Origin of the sequence: Planococcus sp. YIM B11945 (assembly GCF_050864155.1) — a bacterium.
Classification (GTDB): Bacteria; Bacillota; Bacilli; order Bacillales_A; family Planococcaceae; genus Planococcus.
On the sequence record NZ_JBOZWR010000006.1, the window covers coordinates 45,301 to 63,402 of the forward strand.

The 18,102-nt window shown below is 45.6% G+C and carries 19 protein-coding genes and 1 pseudogene; 17 read left to right on the forward strand and 3 right to left on the reverse strand.

Features of this window, described 5'->3' with window-relative positions:
- The first annotated feature begins 113 nt into the window (after positions 1-113).
- The 6 genes and pseudogenes from ACRRQV_RS12735 to ACRRQV_RS12760 all read left to right on the forward strand — a co-directional run bounded on the left by ACRRQV_RS12735 (position 114) and on the right by ACRRQV_RS12760 (position 4,182).
- Complete coding sequence (locus ACRRQV_RS12735; RefSeq protein ID WP_432531434.1) at positions 114-566, forward strand: hypothetical protein; 453 nt, start codon at positions 114-116, stop codon at positions 564-566.
- Positions 566-1,018 (forward strand): GNAT family N-acetyltransferase, encoded by a 453-nt coding sequence (locus ACRRQV_RS12740; RefSeq protein WP_432531436.1) that lies wholly within the window; start codon positions 566-568, stop codon positions 1,016-1,018. Before ACRRQV_RS12735 ends, ACRRQV_RS12740 begins: the two co-directional genes overlap by 1 nt.
- Before the next feature lie 125 nt (positions 1,019-1,143).
- The gene (locus ACRRQV_RS12745; protein ID WP_432531438.1) at positions 1,144-2,172 is read left to right on the forward strand and encodes a hypothetical protein; all 1,029 of its coding nucleotides are present in this window, start codon (positions 1,144-1,146) and stop codon (positions 2,170-2,172) included.
- An 85-nt stretch (positions 2,173-2,257) separates the two neighbouring features.
- Complete coding sequence (locus tag ACRRQV_RS12750) at positions 2,258-2,419, forward strand: hypothetical protein (RefSeq protein WP_432531440.1); 162 nt, start codon at positions 2,258-2,260, stop codon at positions 2,417-2,419.
- 509 nt (positions 2,420-2,928) lie between these two features.
- A pseudogene (locus ACRRQV_RS12755) lies at positions 2,929-3,066 on the forward strand (hypothetical protein); the annotation flags it as partial.
- A 153-nt stretch (positions 3,067-3,219) separates the two neighbouring features.
- Positions 3,220-4,182 carry a serine hydrolase domain-containing protein gene (locus tag ACRRQV_RS12760; protein ID WP_432531716.1) on the forward strand — a complete coding sequence of 321 codons (963 nt, stop codon included), beginning with the start codon at positions 3,220-3,222 and terminating at the stop codon, positions 4,180-4,182.
- Positions 4,183-4,432: 250 nt separating this feature from the next.
- Here ACRRQV_RS12760 and ACRRQV_RS12765 read toward each other — a convergent pair whose 3' ends face one another.
- On the reverse strand, positions 4,433-4,633 hold the full coding sequence (locus ACRRQV_RS12765) for a cold-shock protein (RefSeq protein WP_432531442.1): 201 nt from the start codon (positions 4,631-4,633) through the stop codon (positions 4,433-4,435).
- Between the two features lie 230 nt (positions 4,634-4,863).
- On the opposite strand from ACRRQV_RS12765, the gene ACRRQV_RS12770 reads away from it, so the two are divergent.
- The 8 genes from ACRRQV_RS12770 to ACRRQV_RS12805 all read left to right on the forward strand — a co-directional run bounded on the left by ACRRQV_RS12770 (position 4,864) and on the right by ACRRQV_RS12805 (position 13,560).
- Entirely contained in the window at positions 4,864-5,394 is a 531-nt protein-coding gene (locus ACRRQV_RS12770; protein WP_432531444.1) for a topology modulation protein, read from the forward strand.
- A 120-nt stretch (positions 5,395-5,514) separates the two neighbouring features.
- Positions 5,515-6,228 (forward strand): hypothetical protein, encoded by a 714-nt coding sequence (locus ACRRQV_RS12775; protein WP_432531446.1) that lies wholly within the window; start codon positions 5,515-5,517, stop codon positions 6,226-6,228.
- Between the two features lie 103 nt (positions 6,229-6,331).
- The gene (locus ACRRQV_RS12780; RefSeq protein ID WP_432531448.1) at positions 6,332-6,871 is read left to right on the forward strand and encodes a hypothetical protein; all 540 of its coding nucleotides are present in this window, start codon (positions 6,332-6,334) and stop codon (positions 6,869-6,871) included.
- Positions 6,872-6,885: 14 nt separating this feature from the next.
- On the forward strand, positions 6,886-8,418 hold the full coding sequence (locus tag ACRRQV_RS12785; RefSeq protein WP_432531450.1) for an SPFH domain-containing protein: 1,533 nt from the start codon (positions 6,886-6,888) through the stop codon (positions 8,416-8,418).
- A 224-nt stretch (positions 8,419-8,642) separates the two neighbouring features.
- Entirely contained in the window at positions 8,643-10,133 is a 1,491-nt protein-coding gene (locus ACRRQV_RS12790) for a UDP-N-acetylmuramoyl-L-alanyl-D-glutamate--2,6-diaminopimelate ligase (protein ID WP_432531452.1), read from the forward strand.
- A 90-nt stretch (positions 10,134-10,223) separates the two neighbouring features.
- Positions 10,224-11,606, forward strand: a complete 1,383-nt coding sequence (gene fumC, locus ACRRQV_RS12795) for a class II fumarate hydratase (RefSeq protein ID WP_432531454.1) — start codon at positions 10,224-10,226, stop codon at positions 11,604-11,606.
- Between the two features lie 289 nt (positions 11,607-11,895).
- Positions 11,896-12,558, forward strand: coding sequence for a diphthine--ammonia ligase (locus ACRRQV_RS12800; RefSeq protein WP_432531456.1), 663 nt, complete (start codon positions 11,896-11,898; stop codon positions 12,556-12,558).
- Positions 12,559-12,564: 6 nt separating this feature from the next.
- The gene (locus ACRRQV_RS12805) at positions 12,565-13,560 is read left to right on the forward strand and encodes a GNAT family N-acetyltransferase (RefSeq protein WP_432531458.1); all 996 of its coding nucleotides are present in this window, start codon (positions 12,565-12,567) and stop codon (positions 13,558-13,560) included.
- 52 nt (positions 13,561-13,612) lie between these two features.
- Here ACRRQV_RS12805 and ACRRQV_RS12810 read toward each other — a convergent pair whose 3' ends face one another.
- Both ACRRQV_RS12810 and ACRRQV_RS12815 read right to left on the reverse strand, forming a co-directional pair.
- Positions 13,613-14,554, reverse strand: coding sequence for a sortase domain-containing protein (locus ACRRQV_RS12810; RefSeq protein WP_432531460.1), 942 nt, complete (start codon positions 14,552-14,554; stop codon positions 13,613-13,615).
- Between the two features lie 58 nt (positions 14,555-14,612).
- Positions 14,613-15,944: a hypothetical protein gene (locus ACRRQV_RS12815; protein ID WP_432531462.1), complete on the reverse strand. Its 1,332-nt coding sequence runs from the start codon at positions 15,942-15,944 to the stop codon at positions 14,613-14,615.
- A 236-nt stretch (positions 15,945-16,180) separates the two neighbouring features.
- Here ACRRQV_RS12815 and ACRRQV_RS12820 point away from each other — a divergent pair, with 236 nt between their 5' ends.
- The 3 genes from ACRRQV_RS12820 to ACRRQV_RS12830 all read left to right on the forward strand — a co-directional run bounded on the left by ACRRQV_RS12820 (position 16,181) and on the right by ACRRQV_RS12830 (position 18,015).
- Entirely contained in the window at positions 16,181-16,759 is a 579-nt protein-coding gene (locus ACRRQV_RS12820) for an RNA polymerase sigma factor (protein ID WP_432531464.1), read from the forward strand.
- Positions 16,740-17,456, forward strand: a complete 717-nt coding sequence (locus ACRRQV_RS12825; RefSeq protein WP_432531466.1) for an anti-sigma factor — start codon at positions 16,740-16,742, stop codon at positions 17,454-17,456. Before ACRRQV_RS12820 ends, ACRRQV_RS12825 begins: the two co-directional genes overlap by 20 nt.
- Before the next feature lie 190 nt (positions 17,457-17,646).
- Complete coding sequence (locus ACRRQV_RS12830; RefSeq protein ID WP_432531468.1) at positions 17,647-18,015, forward strand: DoxX family protein; 369 nt, start codon at positions 17,647-17,649, stop codon at positions 18,013-18,015.
- Positions 18,016-18,102 lie beyond the last annotated feature (87 nt).

Sequence of the window (18,102 nt, forward strand, 5' to 3'; positions counted from 1 at the left end):
TGCGTTCGCGCAGCTTTTTTTACTGGCATGAAAAGCGCTGATTTCTTCATGTGGCATTTCGCCGGGCATGTTATAATATTGAAAGCATGAACCATACGAAACGGGGTAAAACTATGTTAACATTTGAACAAAAATTGGAAATCATCGAAACGTTTCCGGAATTGACGCGCAAAGAGGTATCGATGAAGCGTGTGAATTTTCATTTTGAAGAAAGCTTGTACGACAAAAAAATAGTGGTGTACCATCTGCACCCGAACGGCAACGGCTTTGTGTATGTCGGCAACTTGCCGCAATACGAAGCGGACGACAAAGGCTTTGTGAACATCCGCGATTATTCAGAAAAGCAACTGCGCAGCGTTCTTGGCGATGCCATCGATTACTTATCGCTTGAACCGGAGCCGCCGTATGACAAAACATGGGTGAACCGTGAAAAAGTCAAACTTGATTTGGTATACGAAGAGCCGTTCTGGAACGTTTACACAGGGAAGAACTTGGAAGAAAGCTTTGGCACCTTTGAAAACGCTGAAGAATATCTAATTGAACAAGGCTTTAGAGAACAGAAGTAATGGAAATCCGTCGGCTGCTTGAAAACGAAGCATTGCCCATGGACTTATTGCTCGAAGCCGATCCTTCTGAAAAGCTGGTTCGAGCCTACAGCACCAAAGGCTTTTGTTATATTGCAGAACGACATGGCAAAAGGATTGGCGTTTATGTGCTTTTGCCGCTGAATAAAACCACCATCGAAATAAAAAATATCGCCATTTCTGCTTCGGCAAGAGGCCAAGGATACGGCAAGCAATTGCTCAAGCATGCCTTGTCTGAAGCGTGGCGCCTGCAGTATGGCAGAGTTGAAATCGGGACGGGAAATTCCAGTTTCGATCAGCTAGCGCTGTATCAGAAATGCGGATTTCGCATCGACTCGATCGATCACGATTTCTTTGTCCGCAACTATCCGGAGCCGATTATGGAAAACGGCATCCAGTGCCGCGATATGATTCGCCTTGCCTATAAATTTTAAAACCTCCTTCATTAATTGAAGGAGGTTTTCTTTTTAACGTAAATATAATTGCGTTTTTGCGTAATTAATATTGCTTTTAAAGGTAATTTAATTTACTATTAAAAGTAAGAAGGGGGAGGGAAAACATGGAAGAATTACGTTTGAACGCAGCTTTATTAAGAAGGAGAGTTCCTAATTTGACGACAGCCGCAAAAGCTGTCGGCATCCGTCCGGCAACGGTATCCAATTTATGTACCGGAAAAATCGATTTGGGGAAAGCGGAAGTAAGGACGCTTGTGGGACTGGCGGCGCTTGCTAACTGCACAGTGGATGAATTGATCATTCGAGGGGAGAAGATGAAAATGATTGAGACAAAAATCAAAGCACTGGATTTTTTTGCGCCGCTAGTCAAAGGTGGAACAACTGGCATCGTCGCGCGGCCTGGCATGGGGCAGCTCGTAATTGTTGCCGAATTGCTGCACCGCTTTAAAAAAAATGGCTTAAACACTGTATTTCTAACTCCGGCACATTCTCGAGAGGAGCTTGAAGGAACGGTTGAACTAGCTGATCACATAACAAGCTCGATTGCTGAAACGCTGGAATTTCTAAAAGCCAATAAAGAAAATATGGTATTGTTCACCGATAAAAGCCGAGTTGACTCCGGCGAGCTGTTCGAACTGCAGGAGGAGCTTGGGCATGAAACGGTTACGACGGTGCTTGTGGATTTATTAGGGGAAGTGGTCGATGATGATTTTCCTTTCGGTCCACTTGAAACGGTGTGGCAACTGGACGCGGATTTGGCGGCACGCCACCAATATCCGGCGCTTAGCCCCTTGCACTCGGCGTCCTCACTGTTAGAAGAAGCGGAACTTGATGAACGCCATTTTCAGCTGCGGCAACGCGTACAAAAAACATTGCGCCGCTACCGGGAATTGCGCTCGATTGTTCAAGCCCATGGTTTTAGCCGGATTCCGCAAACAGAGCTTGAAACGTACCAAAAAGGTGAACGCTTGGAAGCTTATTTTACTCAGCCATTTTATGTAGCGGAAGAACTTATGAAGGTAAAGGGACAGTCTGTTCCACTTGAACAAACTTTGTTGGACGCAGAAGCCATACTAAACGGCCAAGCAGATGCGCGAGAAGTCAAAGATCTGCAATTTATAGGAGCGTTGTAAAGGAGCCTTGTGCTCCTTTTTCTTTTGGATAGAAAAGCGCAAGCGCCCGTTTAAGCCCCGACAAGCGCTGGAGGACGTGAAGGCAATGGCGTTTTCTGCCATTGTCAGCAAGGCAGACCACGACCTCGAGGGGCTGGAAAATAAGAAAAGAAGAAACGGCCGTTTAGGTTCGACAGGCGTAAGGCGATCTGCCGAAGCGGCGCTCTTTGCCCGTACAACCGAGCTGGCTTATGACCCGAAGAGCTAGGCACTGGAGACTAGACAAAAGAAAAGCGCCCATGGAAAATTTATGATTTCTTATTCTTTTAAAAGAGGTAAATCCCAATAAATTTCGGTATGCTTGTCATAAGGGGTGAGGACATGTTCAAAAAAGTGACCTTATACACAAATCGATTAGAAGAACTCAAAGGATTTTATGAATACCAACTGGGTTTTCGCATTATGGAAGAAGATGATACTAGCTTTGTGCTGGCAATCGGTGCTTCCCAGCTGATTTTCAAAGAATCGGACCGCGATGCTTTTTATCATTTTGCTTTTAATATTCCTGGCAATCAGTTTACGCTCGCAAAAGGCTGGGCAACTTCCCGTGTAGCGTTAAACCTGCAAGACGGCATGGATGAAATGTATTACGCCAATTTTAATGCGGATGCGTTTTATTTCGAAGATCCCGCGGGCAACATCATTGAATTTATTGCACGGCGCAATATCGACCGGCTGGGCGACTTTAGCGTGGATTCGCTGCTGGACATCAGTGAAATGAGCATCACGACGCCATTCGTCAAAGACGTGGGCAGCCAGCTGGAGAACATGGAGATTCCGGTTCGTGGCAATAAAGGCATCGATGCGGACTCATTGAATTTTTTAGGTGCCGGTGACACGTTCCTGATTCTCGTTCCGCCAAAACGCACATGGTATTTTTCAAAACGAAAAAGCGAGACGCACCCGCTGCTCATTGAACTTAACGATGGCCGGCAAATTGAAATTACGGAAGAAGGGCTATTTCGCCAGTCGGAAGCAGCCAACCCCATTTCCGATCAATTAGAAGAAATGGCATTCTCCGGAGTTGCGCTGTTGAAAAAAGGGGAAACTTGGTCGATGGCAAAAGGGCTGGCGGATCGTTCCAATAACCGGCCCAACACAGTGGACAGCCGGTTTGGCATCGCTTCAGGCAGCAAAATCTTCACAGCGATTGCTATTTGCCAGCTCGTGGAAGAAGGGAAATTAACGTTTGAAGCCAAGTTATCTGAGCTGCTGCCGAAAGCATTTCCAAATTTTGAAGTCACCATCCATCAATTGCTGACGCACACATCCGGCATTCCGGACTATTTTGATGAAGAAGCAGCAGGTGGGTTTGAACAAGTATGGACAGAGCACCCGATGTATTTAATGAAGACGCCCTCGGATTTTTTGCCGCTTTTTCAAAACCGGCCGATGCAGTTTGAGCCGGGGGAGAAATTCCAATACAATAATGCTGGGTTTATTGCGTTGGGGCTCGTCATTGAAAAACTAACAGGCATGGCGTTTATAAACGCAGTAGAGGAACGGATTTTTACGCGGGCGGACATGAACGAGTCCGGCTATTTTTCACTGGACCGCTTGCCGGCACAAACCGCTTATGGCTATATTGAAGAAGACGGCGCGTGGCGGACGAACCAGTATGCAATTCCGATTCAAGGCGGTGCAGATGGAGGTGCTTTTGTGACAGCGAACGATATGCTGCTTTTTTGGGAGCGGTTGATGGATTATACGCTGTTGTCAGAAGAGATGACGCGAAGCCTGTTGACTGCCCACGTTGCACTTGAAAGTGAAGGATATGGCTATGGTGTATGGATCCAAACGGAGAACGAGTCGGTGGTTAAATACCATTTGATGGGTTATGATCCAGGAGTTTCTTTTCATTCAGCATTTTATCCGAAAGACGGCAGCATTTTGACGATCCTTTCAAACAAAAGCACTGGTGCATCGGAAGCGATGAAATTAATAGAAGGGCAATTCCTGAAAGCAGATTAGAACAGAAGGAGTGAGGGCATGAACGGCAAAAAATTGGCGCTTTTTATAGCCATTGGCACTGTTGTGGCATGTATTTTGATTTTCTTGGTATTCAAGCTTTATTTTATAGTGAATCCTAAACAATAACGAACACAAATAGATGAAGTAAAATGGAGAAGTGCAGCGAAGGCTGCGCTTTTTTTATATGGTATAAAAAAGAACAAAAAAATGAGCCCCTCCGAAGAGGGACTCATAAATAGTTGGTTTTAGATTAAGCTTTAACTACGTTAGTAGCTTGAAGACCGCGTTGGCCTTGCTCGATGTCAAAAGTAACTTCTTGACCTTCGTCTAATGATTTGAAGCCTTCGCTTTGGATTGCAGAGAAATGTACGAATACGTCATCTCCACCGTCGCGTTCGATGAAGCCAAATCCTTTTTCTGAGTTAAACCATTTTACTTTACCGTGTTCCATGTGTGTTTCCTCCTCGTATGCCTAAACATACATTGTATTACTATCCTTGCTCAAATCTTGCAGATATACATCTGACACTTTGTAAAAAGTTATCCGAACAAAAATAATTCTTCCTTAGAATAACATGGCTTTTACAAGATTGCAAGCGATATGTGAATATTCTTCTTGGCAATTAATATATCGTTTATATTAATAAGTAGTTTAGTGAAAGAATTAGGAGGAAAAGCGCTATGGAAAAGGTGATGGTGATTGGTGTATCCGCCGGTGTGGGAAAATCCACGTTTGCTAAAATACTTGGAAAAGAACTTGGCTTGCCCGTTTTCCATTTGGATTCTTATCACTGGAAGCCGGGATGGGTAGAGGCAAAGCCGAAAGAGTTTGAAAATGCCCAACGAGCAATCGTAAAAAAAGACAAATGGATTATAGAAGGAAATTACTCTGAAACCTTTCATTTGCGGATGGCTGAAGCAGATACCATCATTTACCTCGAACTGCCGCTTTCCGTTTGTTTGTACCGTGTACTAAAGCGCTGGTTGGCTAACCGAGGCAAGACGCGTCCGGATATGGGAGCAGGCTGCCCGGAAAAAATGGATCTTGATTTTTTAAAATTCATCGTCTTCACTTACAGTTCGAGAAAAGTCAAAATGAAAAGGCGCCTCCAAGAGTTCCGGCAGCAAAAAACGGGAAATGTGGCCATTGCCTTGCTTAATCAAAAACAAATAGATGGATTTATGAAAAATGGCCGGCGCTCGCTTCATTGATTTCGCCTAATAAAAAAACGGAAAAGCGGATAAAAAATTGCGGAACGAGCAGACGGTTTTATAGGGAAGTGGTATGCTTTAAATATAAAATAGATAAAAAGAAGATTAGGAGAATGCACGATGGAGTTCTTATATGAAGGAGCGATTACTAACCAAGTGCTTCATAAAAAGCTGCCTATGCATATAAAACGGCTTTATTTGGAAGACCTTCCCGCAATAGAAGAAGTGCAAAAAAAAGTCATTGCATCGCTTGCGGAAAAAGAAGTGCTTCAGCCGTTGTCGACTGAAGAATTCCTGTTTATTCTGAATGAACGCGGGTTAGTAGTGGGCGCATTTGCGGATGAGCAGTTGATCGGCTTTCGCGCATTGTTGATTCCGGAGATTGATGAAGAGCATTTAGGAAGGGATATTGGGCTGGGGGAAGATGAATTGCCGAAAGTGATTTATCAGGAAATCTCCGCTGTCCTTCCTGAGTACAGAGGAAATCGCCTTCAACAAACTTTGGCGGAAGTGATTATGAAAGACATGCCGGATTTAAAAGGAGATTTTCGTTATGTCTGCTGCACCGTCGCACCGATGAATATTCCGAGTTTAAAAGATAAATTTTCACAGCACATGTATATTCAAGCAATGAAAATAAAATACAATGGCATGAAGCGCTATATTTGCGTAAAAGACTTGAAAAATCCGCCGCTGCGCTACACTGAATACGTTACCGTCAAACTGGACGATTACGACAAACAGCGCGAATTATTAAAAGACGGCTACGTAGGAATCGGTTTTCAACTGGTCCGCGGCTTTCATGAATTCCAATTTGCAAAACCCGTTCTGTAAAAAGAATGGGTTTTTTTATTTTTATGAAAGATTCTGAAACTTTATTCGTTTTTGTCCGTAAATTAAGTATGGAAAATAACTTACTGGAATGGGAGGTGTTGGAATGGAACTCTTTGGGCTCGCCATGGAGCAGCTGTATATGTACATCCTCATTATTGCCGGTGCCATAACAGTGCTTTACGTGTTTTTTGGCGACATTGCTGATGGAGGAGATGCGATTCCGTTTTTTAATCCGACAGTGATTTTGGCATTTTTCACTTTGGCAGCCGCAGCTGGTTTTTTGCTTGAAACACTTACAGGAATCGACAGCTTGGCAATCATCGGCATGTCCGTGGCGATAGCGGTGTTATTGGATTTTTTGCTTTATTTCTTTGTGCTATTGCCATTATCTTCGGCTGAAGCGTCCATCGCTTATACCGATGAATCGCTGCTTGGCCAAGTGGCACGCGTCATCATCCCGATTCCCGTTGATGGCTACGGAGAAGTGGCGTTGGAAACCTACGGGGGAATGATCGCCAAGCGGGCAGCGGGATTTGACAACGAAGCGATTGGGCAAGACCAGCAAGTGCTCATTATAGAAGTGCGCGACAGTACGCTGTATGTCAGAGAGTATGAGCCGGTAAGTTTTAACACAACAAATTGAATGGGGGAATGGAAATGGAAATGGAAATAGGAGCGGGTTTGATTGCAGCAGGAATAGCAGCATTTGTGATATTGGCGATTATCGGGGTTTATATCACAAAATATAAGACGGTGGGACCGGATGAAGCATTGATCGTCACGGGGAGTTATCTGGGGTCTAAGAATGTCCACACCGATGATTCGGGCAATCGCATTAAAATCATTCGAGGCGGCGGGACGTTCTTGCTGCCGGTTTTCCAACAAGCGGCGCCGCTAAGTTTATTGTCGAGCAAATTGGAAGTGACCACGCCTGAAGTTTATACGGAACAAGGCGTGCCGGTAATGGCAGATGGAACAGCCATTATCAAAATCGGCGGCTCGATTTCTGAAATTGCTACAGCTGCTGAGCAATTCCTTGGGAAATCAAAAGAAGACCGGGAAAACGAAGCGAAAGAAGTGCTTGAAGGGCATTTGCGCTCAATCTTAGGGTCGATGACAGTCGAAGAAATTTATAAAAACCGCGATAAATTTTCCCAAGAAGTGCAGCGAGTTGCTTCACACGATTTGGCGAAAATGGGCTTGATTATCGTTTCGTTTACGATTAAAGATGTCCGGGACAAAAACGGCTATTTGGATTCTCTTGGGAAAGCGCGTATTGCCCAAGTGAAGCGCGACGCTGACATTGCAACTGCAGAGTCGGAAATGGAAACACGCATCAAACGCGCAGAAGCCGGCAAAGATGCCCAACGTGCAGAAATTGAACGTGCTACTGAAATCGCGGAAGCCGAAAAAGAGAACTTATTGAAAGTGGCCGAGTACAAGCGCGAGCAAGACAGTGCAAAAGCCCGTGCTGATCAAGCGTACGAACTTGAAACCGCCCGCTCCAAACAAGAAGTTGTGGAACAGGAAATGCAGATCAAAATTATCGAGCGCCAGAAACAAATCGAGCTGGAAGAAAAAGAAATTCAGCGCCGCGAACGCCAGTATGATTCGGAAGTGAAGAAAAAAGCGGATGCGGACCGCTACTCGGTGGAACAAGCAGCAGCAGCCGAAAAATCCAAGCAATTGGCTGATGCCGATGCTCAAAAATACCGTGTGGAAGCCATGGCAAAAGCAGATGCCGAGAAGATCCGCCTGGACGGGCTTGCAAAAGCCGAATCGCAGCGTGCGCAAGGGGAGTCGGAAGCTGATATCATCCGCTTGAAAGGTTTGGCGGAGGCGGAAGCAAAACGCAAAATCGCGGAAGCGTTTGAAATGTACGGACAAGCAGCTACGCTTGATATGATCGTCAACATGTTGCCGGAATATGCGAAACAAATCGCGAGCCCGCTTGCGAACATCGATAAAATCACAGTGGTGGATACGGGAAGCGGAGAAGGCGGCGGAGCGAATAAAGTCACTTCATATGCAACTAATTTGATGGCATCCCTGCAGGAAACCTTAAAAGAATCTTCGGGCATTGATGTGCGGGAAATGCTCGAAAACTTAACAGGAAAAACGGATTATTCCAAGGGCATTGAGCAATTGCGCTATGAAATGGATAATCAAAAACTCGTCAACAAAGAATAAAAACCTTCACACTTTGGCGCAAAGGCTTTGGAGCTTTGCGCCTTTTTGTATTTTTATGGACTCGAAAGAAGATTTTTTGGAATAGGCGAATAGTACGAAAAAAAGCCATATTAAATTATTGGCATCGGAAACGGTTTTCTGTCTTCTGTTAAAATGATAGAATAATGGTAATGACAGGATAAAAATCATTATTTGATGGATTAATTTTTTAAAAGGAGTAGCCAATGAATATACAATTCGACCAAATTCCCAACCTCTCGCTTATTGCATGTTACGGCCCCAAGACACAGGAAATCAGTTCCATTGTATATAGTTCCCAAGAAGTGGTGGAGGGTTCCGTCTTCTTTTGCGTATCCGGCGAACATACGGATGGACATTTCTACATTGAAGAAGCGATTGAAAGAGGAGCTTCTGCAATTGTAGGATCAGACCTTCCTTTATTGGAAAAATACGCTGAAAAGCATGGTGCCTTAACGTTTTCGGTGGTGGAAGATTCCCGCATCGCATTGGCATATACTTCGCTTCTTTTTTTCAAAGGTGCTCAAGACCAGCTGATTAAAGTTGGGGTTACAGGAACCAACGGCAAGACGACAACAGCAACGTATGTATATAACCTCTTCAACTTGATCGGCATTCCATGCGGATTTTTAGGTACGACGGGGATTTACAACTCTTCAGGTAAAATTACCTATAAAAAAAGCACGCCTACTACCCCTATTTCTTCTGACATCCACAGAGTGTTTTCAGATTTAGTCGCTGTCGGGGACCAAGCAGCTTCGATGGAAGTGTCGTCAATCGCTTTGGACCAAAAGCGTGTGGAAGGCATCGTCTTTGATGTGGCGATTCATACCAATATTTCTGAAGAACATATGGAATACCATAAGGAATTTTCCCATTATTTGACTTCCAAACTTCAATTGTTCACGCAAGCCAAAACAGCAGTCATCAACATTGACGACCAAGGCATGTCGAAAGAAATTTTGGACGTGGTGGATTACGAACATTTGACGTACAGCCGGCACACGGATTCTGGGGCTCATTTAATTTGGACAAATTGCGAAAGCCATGGAGACGGCATGGCGTTTGATCTGCATTACAACGGACAAGTTTATCCCATTAAGGTGCCGATTTTTGGAGACTATAACGTTGCCAATTTAGTGGCAGCAATAGGGGCTGCGTTATTATCAAATGCTTCCATTGACCAAATTTTATCCGCCGTTTCAAGAATGCCTCAAGTAGAAGGGCGTTTCCAAGTGATTCCCGGACCGGAAGACCGCAAAATCATCATCGATTATGCCCATACCCCAGTTGCGTTGGACTTGGTGCTGCAGGAAGTGAAGAAGCTGCCGCACAACCGGTTGATTGCCATGATCATGGGAGTCGGCATCCGGGACTTGGCAAAAATGCCAAAAATGGCGAAAAGCGCTGAAGGCAAGGCGGATTTAGTGGTGGTATCTGTTGACCATCCGGGATATATGGAGCCTGAAAGTGTCATTGAAGAAGTGCTAAAAGGCTTTTCATTGCCATACAAGCAGGAAGTGCTGACGGCGCCGACTCGGCGTGAAGGCGTCTTGGCGGCGTTAAAAGAAAGTGGTCCAAACGATATTATTTTATTGTCAGGCGGCTGCATCAACGGAGCGCAAATCATAAAAGGGGAAAACATCCCTCATTCAGACGAAGAAATTATTGAAGGCTATTTCCTGCAGCAAAACTAGCGATTTTTCGAGAGAAAGGTCGCTTTTTTTCGCCTGCTTGTGTTTAATAGAAGAGAAGGCTACAGAGACATATGAATTGGAGTGAATGGAATGCAATATCGTACAGAGAAAGATACCATTGGTGAAATTCAAGTTGAAGCTGACAAAATGTGGGGCGCGCAAACACAGCGCAGCGTCCAAAACTTTGCCATCGGAACCGAACGCATGCCGCATGAAGTTGTCATGGCATTTGCTCAATTGAAAAAAGCCGCGGCAAAAGCGAACCACAAACTCGGTAAATTGTCTGAAGCAAAAATGAAAGCGATCGAAGCAGCTGCAAACGAAGTCATCGAAGGCAAATGGAACGACCATTTCCCATTGGTGGTTTGGCAAACGGGAAGCGGCACACAATCCAATATGAACATGAATGAAGTATTGGCGCGCCGCGGAAATGAAATTTTGGCGGAGCAGTCATCAGAAGAAAAGTTGCACCCGAACGACGACGTCAACATGTCCCAAAGTTCAAACGATACATACCCGACAGCGATGCATGTAGCGGGCGTTTTGGCAGTTACCGACAACTTGATTCCGGCCATCCAAAAACTGAAAGCGACATTAGCTCAGAAATCCGAGCAATTTGATAACATCATCAAAATCGGCCGTACGCATTTGCAAGATGCGACGCCATTAACATTGGGCCAAGAAATCAGCGGCTGGAAGCACATGTTAGAGAAAAGCGAGCGAATGATTCGTGCGAGCGTCGAAGAAATGCGTGAATTGGCAATCGGCGGGACAGCAGTAGGAACCGGCATTAACGCCGATCCGACATTCGGCCCATCGGTCGCAGAATTTATTGCGGAAGCGGTAGGGACGTCGTTTACTTCTGCAGAAAACAAATTCCATGCACTGACAAGCCATGATGAAATGGTTTATGTGCATGGTGCCATCAAAGCACTTGCGGCTGATGCAATGAAGATTGCCAACGACGTACGCTGGCTGGCAAGCGGTCCGCGCAGCGGCATCGGTGAAATCACGATTCCTGCAAACGAGCCAGGCAGTTCAATCATGCCAGGCAAAGTAAATCCGACGCAAAGTGAAGCATTGACGATGGTAGCGGTCCAAGTGATGGGCAACGACGCGGCAATCGGTTTTGCGGCGAGCCAAGGAAACTTTGAATTGAACGTCTTCAAACCGGTCATTGCCTATAATTTCTTGCAATCAGTCCGTTTGCTTAGCGACAGCTTGATCAGCTTTGACGAACACTGTGCAGTAGGCATCGAAGCGAACCTGGATGTCATCGAAAGCCACGTGAAAAATTCCTTGATGCTTGTTACCGCATTGAATCCGCACATCGGGTACGAAAAAGCGGCAGCAATCGCCAAGCAAGCACATGCGGCAGGCACAACGTTAAAAGAATCTGCAGTAGAAAGCGGTCATTTAACAGCCGATCAGTTCGACGAATGGGTAAAACCAAAGAACATGGTAGGACGATGAAATAAAAAAAGACGGTTGCTGAACTTAGCAGCCGTCTTTTTTATATGAAACAGGGTTTCTGCAAATAAGCTCCAGTATTCTGCAAATAAAGTCGGTTATTCTGCAAATAAAATCAGGCATTCGGCAAACAAACCGGCAAATTCTGCAAACAAACGCCTCTTTTCCGCAAATAAATCAATTAAGAGGCTGAAACTCTTGATGAAACGAGTGCATCCGGAGAGACAAAGGAATTTATTCGCCGGCTGTCGAAGAAGGTACAAGAAGAACGATTAGATAAAAGAGGTGCTTTATGCAAAAATCATTTTTTATGTCCTGGAGCGGCGGTAAAGATTCGGCGCTCGCGTATTACCGGGCAGTTCTGGAAGGCCACGTCCCGGTTGCGTTGTTTACGATGTTTGAAAAAGACGGTTACAAATCGCGGTCGCACGGTTTGCCGCTGGAAGTGATGGAAGCGCAGGCGGAGCGCATGGGGCTGCCGCTTGTCGTCGGCAAAGCCGATTGGGCCGATTACGAAGAAGCGTTTATTGGCCAATTAACGAAATTCCGCGAGTCGGGCATTGAAATGGGCGTATACGGCGACATTGATTTGGAAGACCATTTAGCATGGGTTCAAAAAGTGAGTGCGACAGCTGACATGGACGTTAACCATCCCTTATGGCAAGAACCAAGAAGAACGATATTGGAAGAGCTGGTGAATGAAGGGTTTAAAGCGATCATTACGGTAGTCGATACTACTCGCGTCGACGAACGATTTTTGGGGCGCGAGTTTACCCGAGAACTGATTGATGAACTGGAATCGCTCGGCATTGACGCCTGCGGAGAAGAAGGGGAATTTCATACGACAATCGTTGATGGACCAATTTTTGTGGAACCGGTGCCGATCCGGTTCGGCGAAAAACTGGCAATCGATCATTACCGGATGCTGGAAGTGAAACTTCAGTCAGAGGAGTGAAGGGCCATGATTCAATTTATAGGAGCCGAAGAGCGCCATATTCGCCAAATGGCTGCCTTGTTGGCCAAAAGGCACGAACGGGAGCGAAAAACTTTCCCGTTTCTTCCTGCCAACTTTGAAGAAATTGATGATGCCGAAAACGTCATACGGGATCTGTTGAAACGCCCTTATTCAAATGGCATCGTTGCCACTAGGGGAATCGAAGTGATCGGGTATTTGCTGTATGAATTCAAAGAAGATGCAGAGCGCGGACGCTATGTGTGGATGGACTATGAAGCGATTGCCATCGGCGAAAAAGAGCACCCGAGGCTGCTGCGTTTGCTGTATGCCGATGCAGGAGCCGAGTGGGTGCAGCATGGCTATTTCCATCATGTATTAAAAGCGCCGCTTGGCAATGAAACCATCGTTCAGCAATGGCTGGATCAATCGTTTCATTTTGAACAAAAGTACGCGATTTTGCCGCTGCAGCAGTTTGAGCCGCAACCACCGGAACTAGAGTCGAAATTAGAATTTAGAAGAGGCACTAGGGAAGATGCGCCGCTGTTAAAGAAAATGGCGGTATGGAATAGCATCCATCAGACATCGGCACCGTCTTGGCTGCCCATCACGAAAGAAACGATGAGCGGCATTGCAGATGCTTATGAAGCTTTGTCGGAAGATAAAGAGGCGTTTGTCTGGCTTGCCGAACAAGGAGAACGTATTGCGGGGTTCCATGTTTACTTTCCAAAAAACGAGCCGCTGAGTTTGGTGGCGCCGGCAAATTGTGCAGAACTGCCGGCAGCTTCAACAAACCCGGATATGCGGGGAAGAGGCGTCGGCAGGTCGCTTGCCAACCACTGTTTCGCGGAAATGAAAAAGGCAGGATTTGAATTTGTTTATGCGGATTGGCACACCCCCAATCACTTGGCTTCTTATTTCTGGCCGCGCATGGGCTTCAAACCGGTCATGGTCCGGATGTCGCGGCAAATCGACCCGCGCATCGCCTGGGCAAAAGGGCAATAAAACGAATCAACGAAAAAACGTCCGCAGCCTTTTTACAGGCTGCGGGCGTTTTTCAGTTGGCTTCCATTTTTTCGGATTCGTTCAAACCAACGTCTACAGATGAGACAAAATAACGTTTGTCCGGTTCCGTGGTAATTTCCACTTGTTTGCGGTCAAACAAAGAAACAGTTTGTAATTTCGTTGTTTTTCCGCTCTTTAAATCTTGTTCGTAAATCCGGTAGCCGATAATCGCGTCGTCGCGGACGGCATGCCAAGAAATTGAATAAGCCGTTAAGGCAACGTTGGTTGGAGCTTCGGGAATCGCTTCTTTTAAATCAGTATCGGAAACGAGTTCAGCCGATACCACTAGCCGTTCTTCGTGCGAACCGATATCCCGGTTGAAATTCCCGGTGCACGTGATCAAATTGATCATGCGCTGTTGGGATTTCCCGAAGATTTCCTCAATCGGAGCTTTGTCTGTTGCATAACTGGTCACTTTTTTCACTTCGAAAACCATTTTTCTGCCGGTTGCATCCGTTAACTCGACTTGGTCGCCGATTTTCACATTCTTTAATTCATAAAACACAGCAGGACCGGTTTTGCTGTCGACATGGCCCGCTAAGACGGCATGCCCGAGCGCACCCGCAAGAAATCCAGGTTCAAACCAACCCACTTCTTCAATCGCATCGGGAACGCCCATTTCACCGTTTTCTAATACGCCTGTCGGCTGGATAGCAGCATCAACCTCAATCGAAGGAATTTCGATGTGCACCGGTTCCATTCCACGGATGCTTTGCTGGCGCTGCCGTTGAATTTCTTCCAGCTTTTCGCGTTGTTTTGGAAGAATGGGAAATTCGGCAATTTTATCGGCTGCATCGCCGGAACTTTTCACTTCACGTGTTTCGGTTGATTGAGTGCTTTTTTCGGCTGTTGAGTTGTTTGCCAGCGGCTTTAAAATAAAAAACAGTGTAGCGCATAAAAACAAAGCGATGCCCATTGTCAAAAACTGCTTCATTTTTCCACTCTCCCTTCAACGATAATAGAGAGAGCGCAAGGCTCTCTCTGTCATTCCTTTATTGTTGTTTTCTTTGGCGGTGCGTTACAGTTCCAGCAGCCATCAAGATCAATGCGCTTAAGGTAACCCAAAGCACCATTGTGTTTGATTCGTTAGCTGTTCCGCCCAAACCGGTTTTTGGCATTTTTTCTGGTGTTGCAGTTTGGAAGTTTTCAGGGAATTGATCCACAATGGCTCCGCTTAATCCTTTGCCAATTTCAAAGGCAATCGCGTAACCTGAACGGTATGTTTCGTAAGATGCTTCAAAATCTTCAGAAGCGTACTGGCTGAAAGCAGCAATTACGGATGTTTCATGAGCGGCAATGCCTGCGATGGTTTCATCTAAAGGCATGCGGTCTTCGGTTGCCATGTTCAAGAATGTGCCCAGGTCGGTTGCGAATGTGTTGGTTAACTGATCTGTTGCTTTTTCGATTGCTGCAGCATCTTCAGAAGCCGTTGCGCCAGCTAGTTCGCCTTGCACTGAAATGTGTTCGTTGTTCCAAAGTTTCGCAAACTGCATGCTTGCATCCTCGCCATAGACTGAAGCAATGGCTGCACGGAATTCTTCAGTGTTTTGGTCTTGTGCCCAATCCGCGAAGTCAAAATCTTCTGCTCCGTTAAAGCCTTTCGCCATGCTTAGTTGAGACAAAGCAAAATGTTCCGCGGCAATGCGGTTTACTGTTGAACGGAAGTCGCCAGCTGCCGTATTCGGGTCGGAAAATTTATCCGGGAATTGAGCAGCGATAGCGCCGCTGATGGCACTGCCTGCTCCGAATATTTGTTTAGAGCCTTCTAGGTAAGAAGTATAGGCTTCTTCGAAATCGCCTGCTGCATAAAGATCAAATGTGTTTTGGACAAAGTCTTCGTGTTGGCGAAGCGCTTGCTTAGCTCCGTCCGCTGGAAGATTGCCTTCAGTTGCAGTTCCTAAGAATGTTCCCATTTCATCAACGAATGATTGAATTTCGTCCAGTGCTTCTTCTTTCATGTCGTCGTCGCCTTCTTTGACGGCCATTGCGTATTCACCGGTTCCCATATTGTGCTTGGCGAAAATTTCTTCGAATGCTGCGCCGCCTTCTTCGCCGTAAACCGATGCGATGACCGGTTCCATGTCTTTGGCATTCGCATCAAGCGCAGCAGAAGCTGCTTCGGCTGATTTGTCGCCATCGTAAATTTTCATCATCGAATCGACTGCAAGTGCATAATGCTCGGATAATAAAGAATCAAGCGTTGCACGAAGTTCCGCGCCGGTCGTGTCGGTCTTTGGCATTTCATCTGCGAAAGCAGTAGCGCCCATTCCTGGAATCAAAAGCGATGCCCCTAATATGGGTACTAAAATTTTTCTCCATTTCATCTTGAAACACTCCTCATTTTTTTATTTCTTGCACACATAACGGAGGAGGTTCACGTTTAGATCATATTTTTTCAAAAATATTTTTGCAATTGACTTTCTTCTATAAGAAACTTCAAAAAAGTGAACTAAACGGCGAAACCATACGTTGAACAAGTAGAGGCCGAAACAAAAACTATTCTCCTTGGCCTCCACTTATAGTAAGGTTGCACTATGACATGCGAAAAAGGGGCACCCAAATGGAGAAAAGCACGGATTCCGAACTTTATGTGCGAATACGCGCTAAAGAAAAAGAAGCGCTTGAACAATTATACGACCGCTATGAAAAAATTCTCTTTTCGTTTATTTATAAAATGACCGAGGACCGAAGTTTGGCGGAAGAAGCCTTGCAGGAAGTCTTCATCAAAATTTGGCGGGGCAAAGGCGATTATGATGACAGCAAAGGCAAATTCACTTCGTGGCTGTTCCGGATGGCGCAAAACGTGGCCATCGACTTGATTCGTAAGCGAAAAGCGCCATCGGTTCCATTGGATGAAATTGGGGATATGGCAAGCCAGGATTCCTCCGTGGAAGACGCTGCAGAATGGCAGGAAAAGAAAGAAGAAATCGAAACAGCCGTGCTTAGTTTATCTGAAGAGCAGCAGAAAATGATTCAGCTGTTTTATTTTAAAGGCTATACGCATGAAACCATATCCAGCTTATGCGACGTTCCGCTCGGAACCGTGAAAAGCCGCATTAGGCTGGCCTTGAAAAAATTAAAGATATCGTTGCACGGTGTGCAGGAAAGGGGGGCTATGGATGACGAATCTAAACTGTGACCAACTCGTAGATTATTTAAATGGAACATTGACTGAAAAAGAAGCTCGTGAATTTGAACAGCATCTCAAGACGTGCAAAGAATGCCAAGAAATTATCGAAGCAACAGGTGAGCTCCCTTACCTTGCTAAACCAATAGAGCCTCCTTCAGGTATGAAAGCACGGATATTGGCAAATGTATTTGAAGATGAAGCAGCTCCAGAACCGGCAATTGACTCAACGCCGAAAGCAGCGCCAAAATCGGCGGAAGCGCCCATTCCAATGAAGAAACCGATAAAAAGGAGTTGGTGGACGCCGATGATCGCCGCTGTGCTCTTATTGTCGCTGCTCGGCAACGCATATGCGTTTTTGCGGCTCTCCGATCAACCGGAAATCCAAGAAGTAGCGCTGCAGCCTTCCGAAGAGTTTGACGGAAATGCCACAGCCGCGATGATAAAAGACGACGAATCCCTTAAAATCGTTGTGCAAGCCGATCAATTGGCTGGCTTGGAAAGCAGCGAAGTTTATCAAGTGTGGATGATAAAAGGAGACAAGCCGGTTCCGGCTGGCGCTTTCACACCGAGTGAAAACGGTGAAGGCGCGGTGTATCACAGCATGGAGGAGACGGATGAAGGCTGGGATACGATCGCCATCACCCGTGAACCGCAAGCAGGCAATGAATTGCCGAAAGGCGAAGTGGTATTAAGTTCTACTTTTTAAAACACTCTTAATTGATATAGAAAGGTCCGCCTCGTAAGCTGAGGCGGATTTTTTTGTTCTTCAAAAGCCGGCTTTTGGCAACTGAACTCGGGTGTTGTAGAAGCGAGTGTTCCGTGCTATAGTCTAGGTAACTTTTAGTAACCAGCCAAGGTGCAATCGGAAAAGACTTGAAAAAGGGAGGCAACTGTCTATGAAATGGATTGTCCGTATTCTTCAAGGTTTGCTGGTAGTAATGTTCTTTATGACAGGATTTGTGAAACTGGCTGGAGATCCAGTGCAAGCGGAAGCGTTTACTGAAATATACGGCTATGGCATTTGGTTTATGTACGTGGTTGGAGTTATTGAAGTGATTGCTGCGTTTGGTTTATTAATCGGTTTTTGGAAAAAGCAGTTCGTTGTCATTTTTAGTGCGTTGCTTATCCTCGTCATGGCGGGTGCTGTATTTACGCATTTACAGGCGGGGCAAGAGATTCAAGTTGCCACGCTGCCTTTTGTTTTATTGCTGATGGCGGCTGTGGTGTTTTTGGGGCAGCGGAGATTGAACGGAAAAGCGGCATAAAAGTCAGAAGAATTATTTTAATTTTCAGTATTTTGTGGTATGGTGGAGGTAACTTTAATAAACGGAGGGTTTATTATGCACTCAGTC

What these genes read in the sequence shown, in the direction of transcription:
- ACRRQV_RS12735 (WP_432531434.1), top strand. Translation starts at nt 114, where the DNA reads ATGTTAACATTTGAACAAAAATTGGAAATCATCGAAACGTTTCCGGAA.
- ACRRQV_RS12740 (WP_432531436.1), top strand. Translation starts at nt 566, where the DNA reads ATGGAAATCCGTCGGCTGCTTGAAAACGAAGCATTGCCCATGGACTTA.
- ACRRQV_RS12745 (WP_432531438.1), top strand. Translation starts at nt 1,144, where the DNA reads ATGGAAGAATTACGTTTGAACGCAGCTTTATTAAGAAGGAGAGTTCCT.
- ACRRQV_RS12750 (WP_432531440.1), top strand. Translation starts at nt 2,258, where the DNA reads ATGGCGTTTTCTGCCATTGTCAGCAAGGCAGACCACGACCTCGAGGGG.
- ACRRQV_RS12760 (WP_432531716.1), top strand. Translation starts at nt 3,220, where the DNA reads ATGGCATTCTCCGGAGTTGCGCTGTTGAAAAAAGGGGAAACTTGGTCG.
- ACRRQV_RS12765 (WP_432531442.1), bottom strand. Translation starts at nt 4,633, where the DNA reads ATGGAACACGGTAAAGTAAAATGGTTTAACTCAGAAAAAGGATTTGGC.
- ACRRQV_RS12770 (WP_432531444.1), top strand. Translation starts at nt 4,864, where the DNA reads ATGGAAAAGGTGATGGTGATTGGTGTATCCGCCGGTGTGGGAAAATCC.
- ACRRQV_RS12775 (WP_432531446.1), top strand. Translation starts at nt 5,515, where the DNA reads ATGGAGTTCTTATATGAAGGAGCGATTACTAACCAAGTGCTTCATAAA.
- ACRRQV_RS12780 (WP_432531448.1), top strand. Translation starts at nt 6,332, where the DNA reads ATGGAACTCTTTGGGCTCGCCATGGAGCAGCTGTATATGTACATCCTC.
- ACRRQV_RS12785 (WP_432531450.1), top strand. Translation starts at nt 6,886, where the DNA reads ATGGAAATGGAAATAGGAGCGGGTTTGATTGCAGCAGGAATAGCAGCA.
- ACRRQV_RS12790 (WP_432531452.1), top strand. Translation starts at nt 8,643, where the DNA reads ATGAATATACAATTCGACCAAATTCCCAACCTCTCGCTTATTGCATGT.
- fumC (WP_432531454.1), top strand. Translation starts at nt 10,224, where the DNA reads ATGCAATATCGTACAGAGAAAGATACCATTGGTGAAATTCAAGTTGAA.
- ACRRQV_RS12800 (WP_432531456.1), top strand. Translation starts at nt 11,896, where the DNA reads ATGCAAAAATCATTTTTTATGTCCTGGAGCGGCGGTAAAGATTCGGCG.
- ACRRQV_RS12805 (WP_432531458.1), top strand. Translation starts at nt 12,565, where the DNA reads ATGATTCAATTTATAGGAGCCGAAGAGCGCCATATTCGCCAAATGGCT.
- ACRRQV_RS12810 (WP_432531460.1), bottom strand. Translation starts at nt 14,554, where the DNA reads ATGAAGCAGTTTTTGACAATGGGCATCGCTTTGTTTTTATGCGCTACA.
- ACRRQV_RS12815 (WP_432531462.1), bottom strand. Translation starts at nt 15,944, where the DNA reads ATGAAATGGAGAAAAATTTTAGTACCCATATTAGGGGCATCGCTTTTG.
- ACRRQV_RS12820 (WP_432531464.1), top strand. Translation starts at nt 16,181, where the DNA reads ATGGAGAAAAGCACGGATTCCGAACTTTATGTGCGAATACGCGCTAAA.
- ACRRQV_RS12825 (WP_432531466.1), top strand. Translation starts at nt 16,740, where the DNA reads ATGACGAATCTAAACTGTGACCAACTCGTAGATTATTTAAATGGAACA.
- ACRRQV_RS12830 (WP_432531468.1), top strand. Translation starts at nt 17,647, where the DNA reads ATGAAATGGATTGTCCGTATTCTTCAAGGTTTGCTGGTAGTAATGTTC.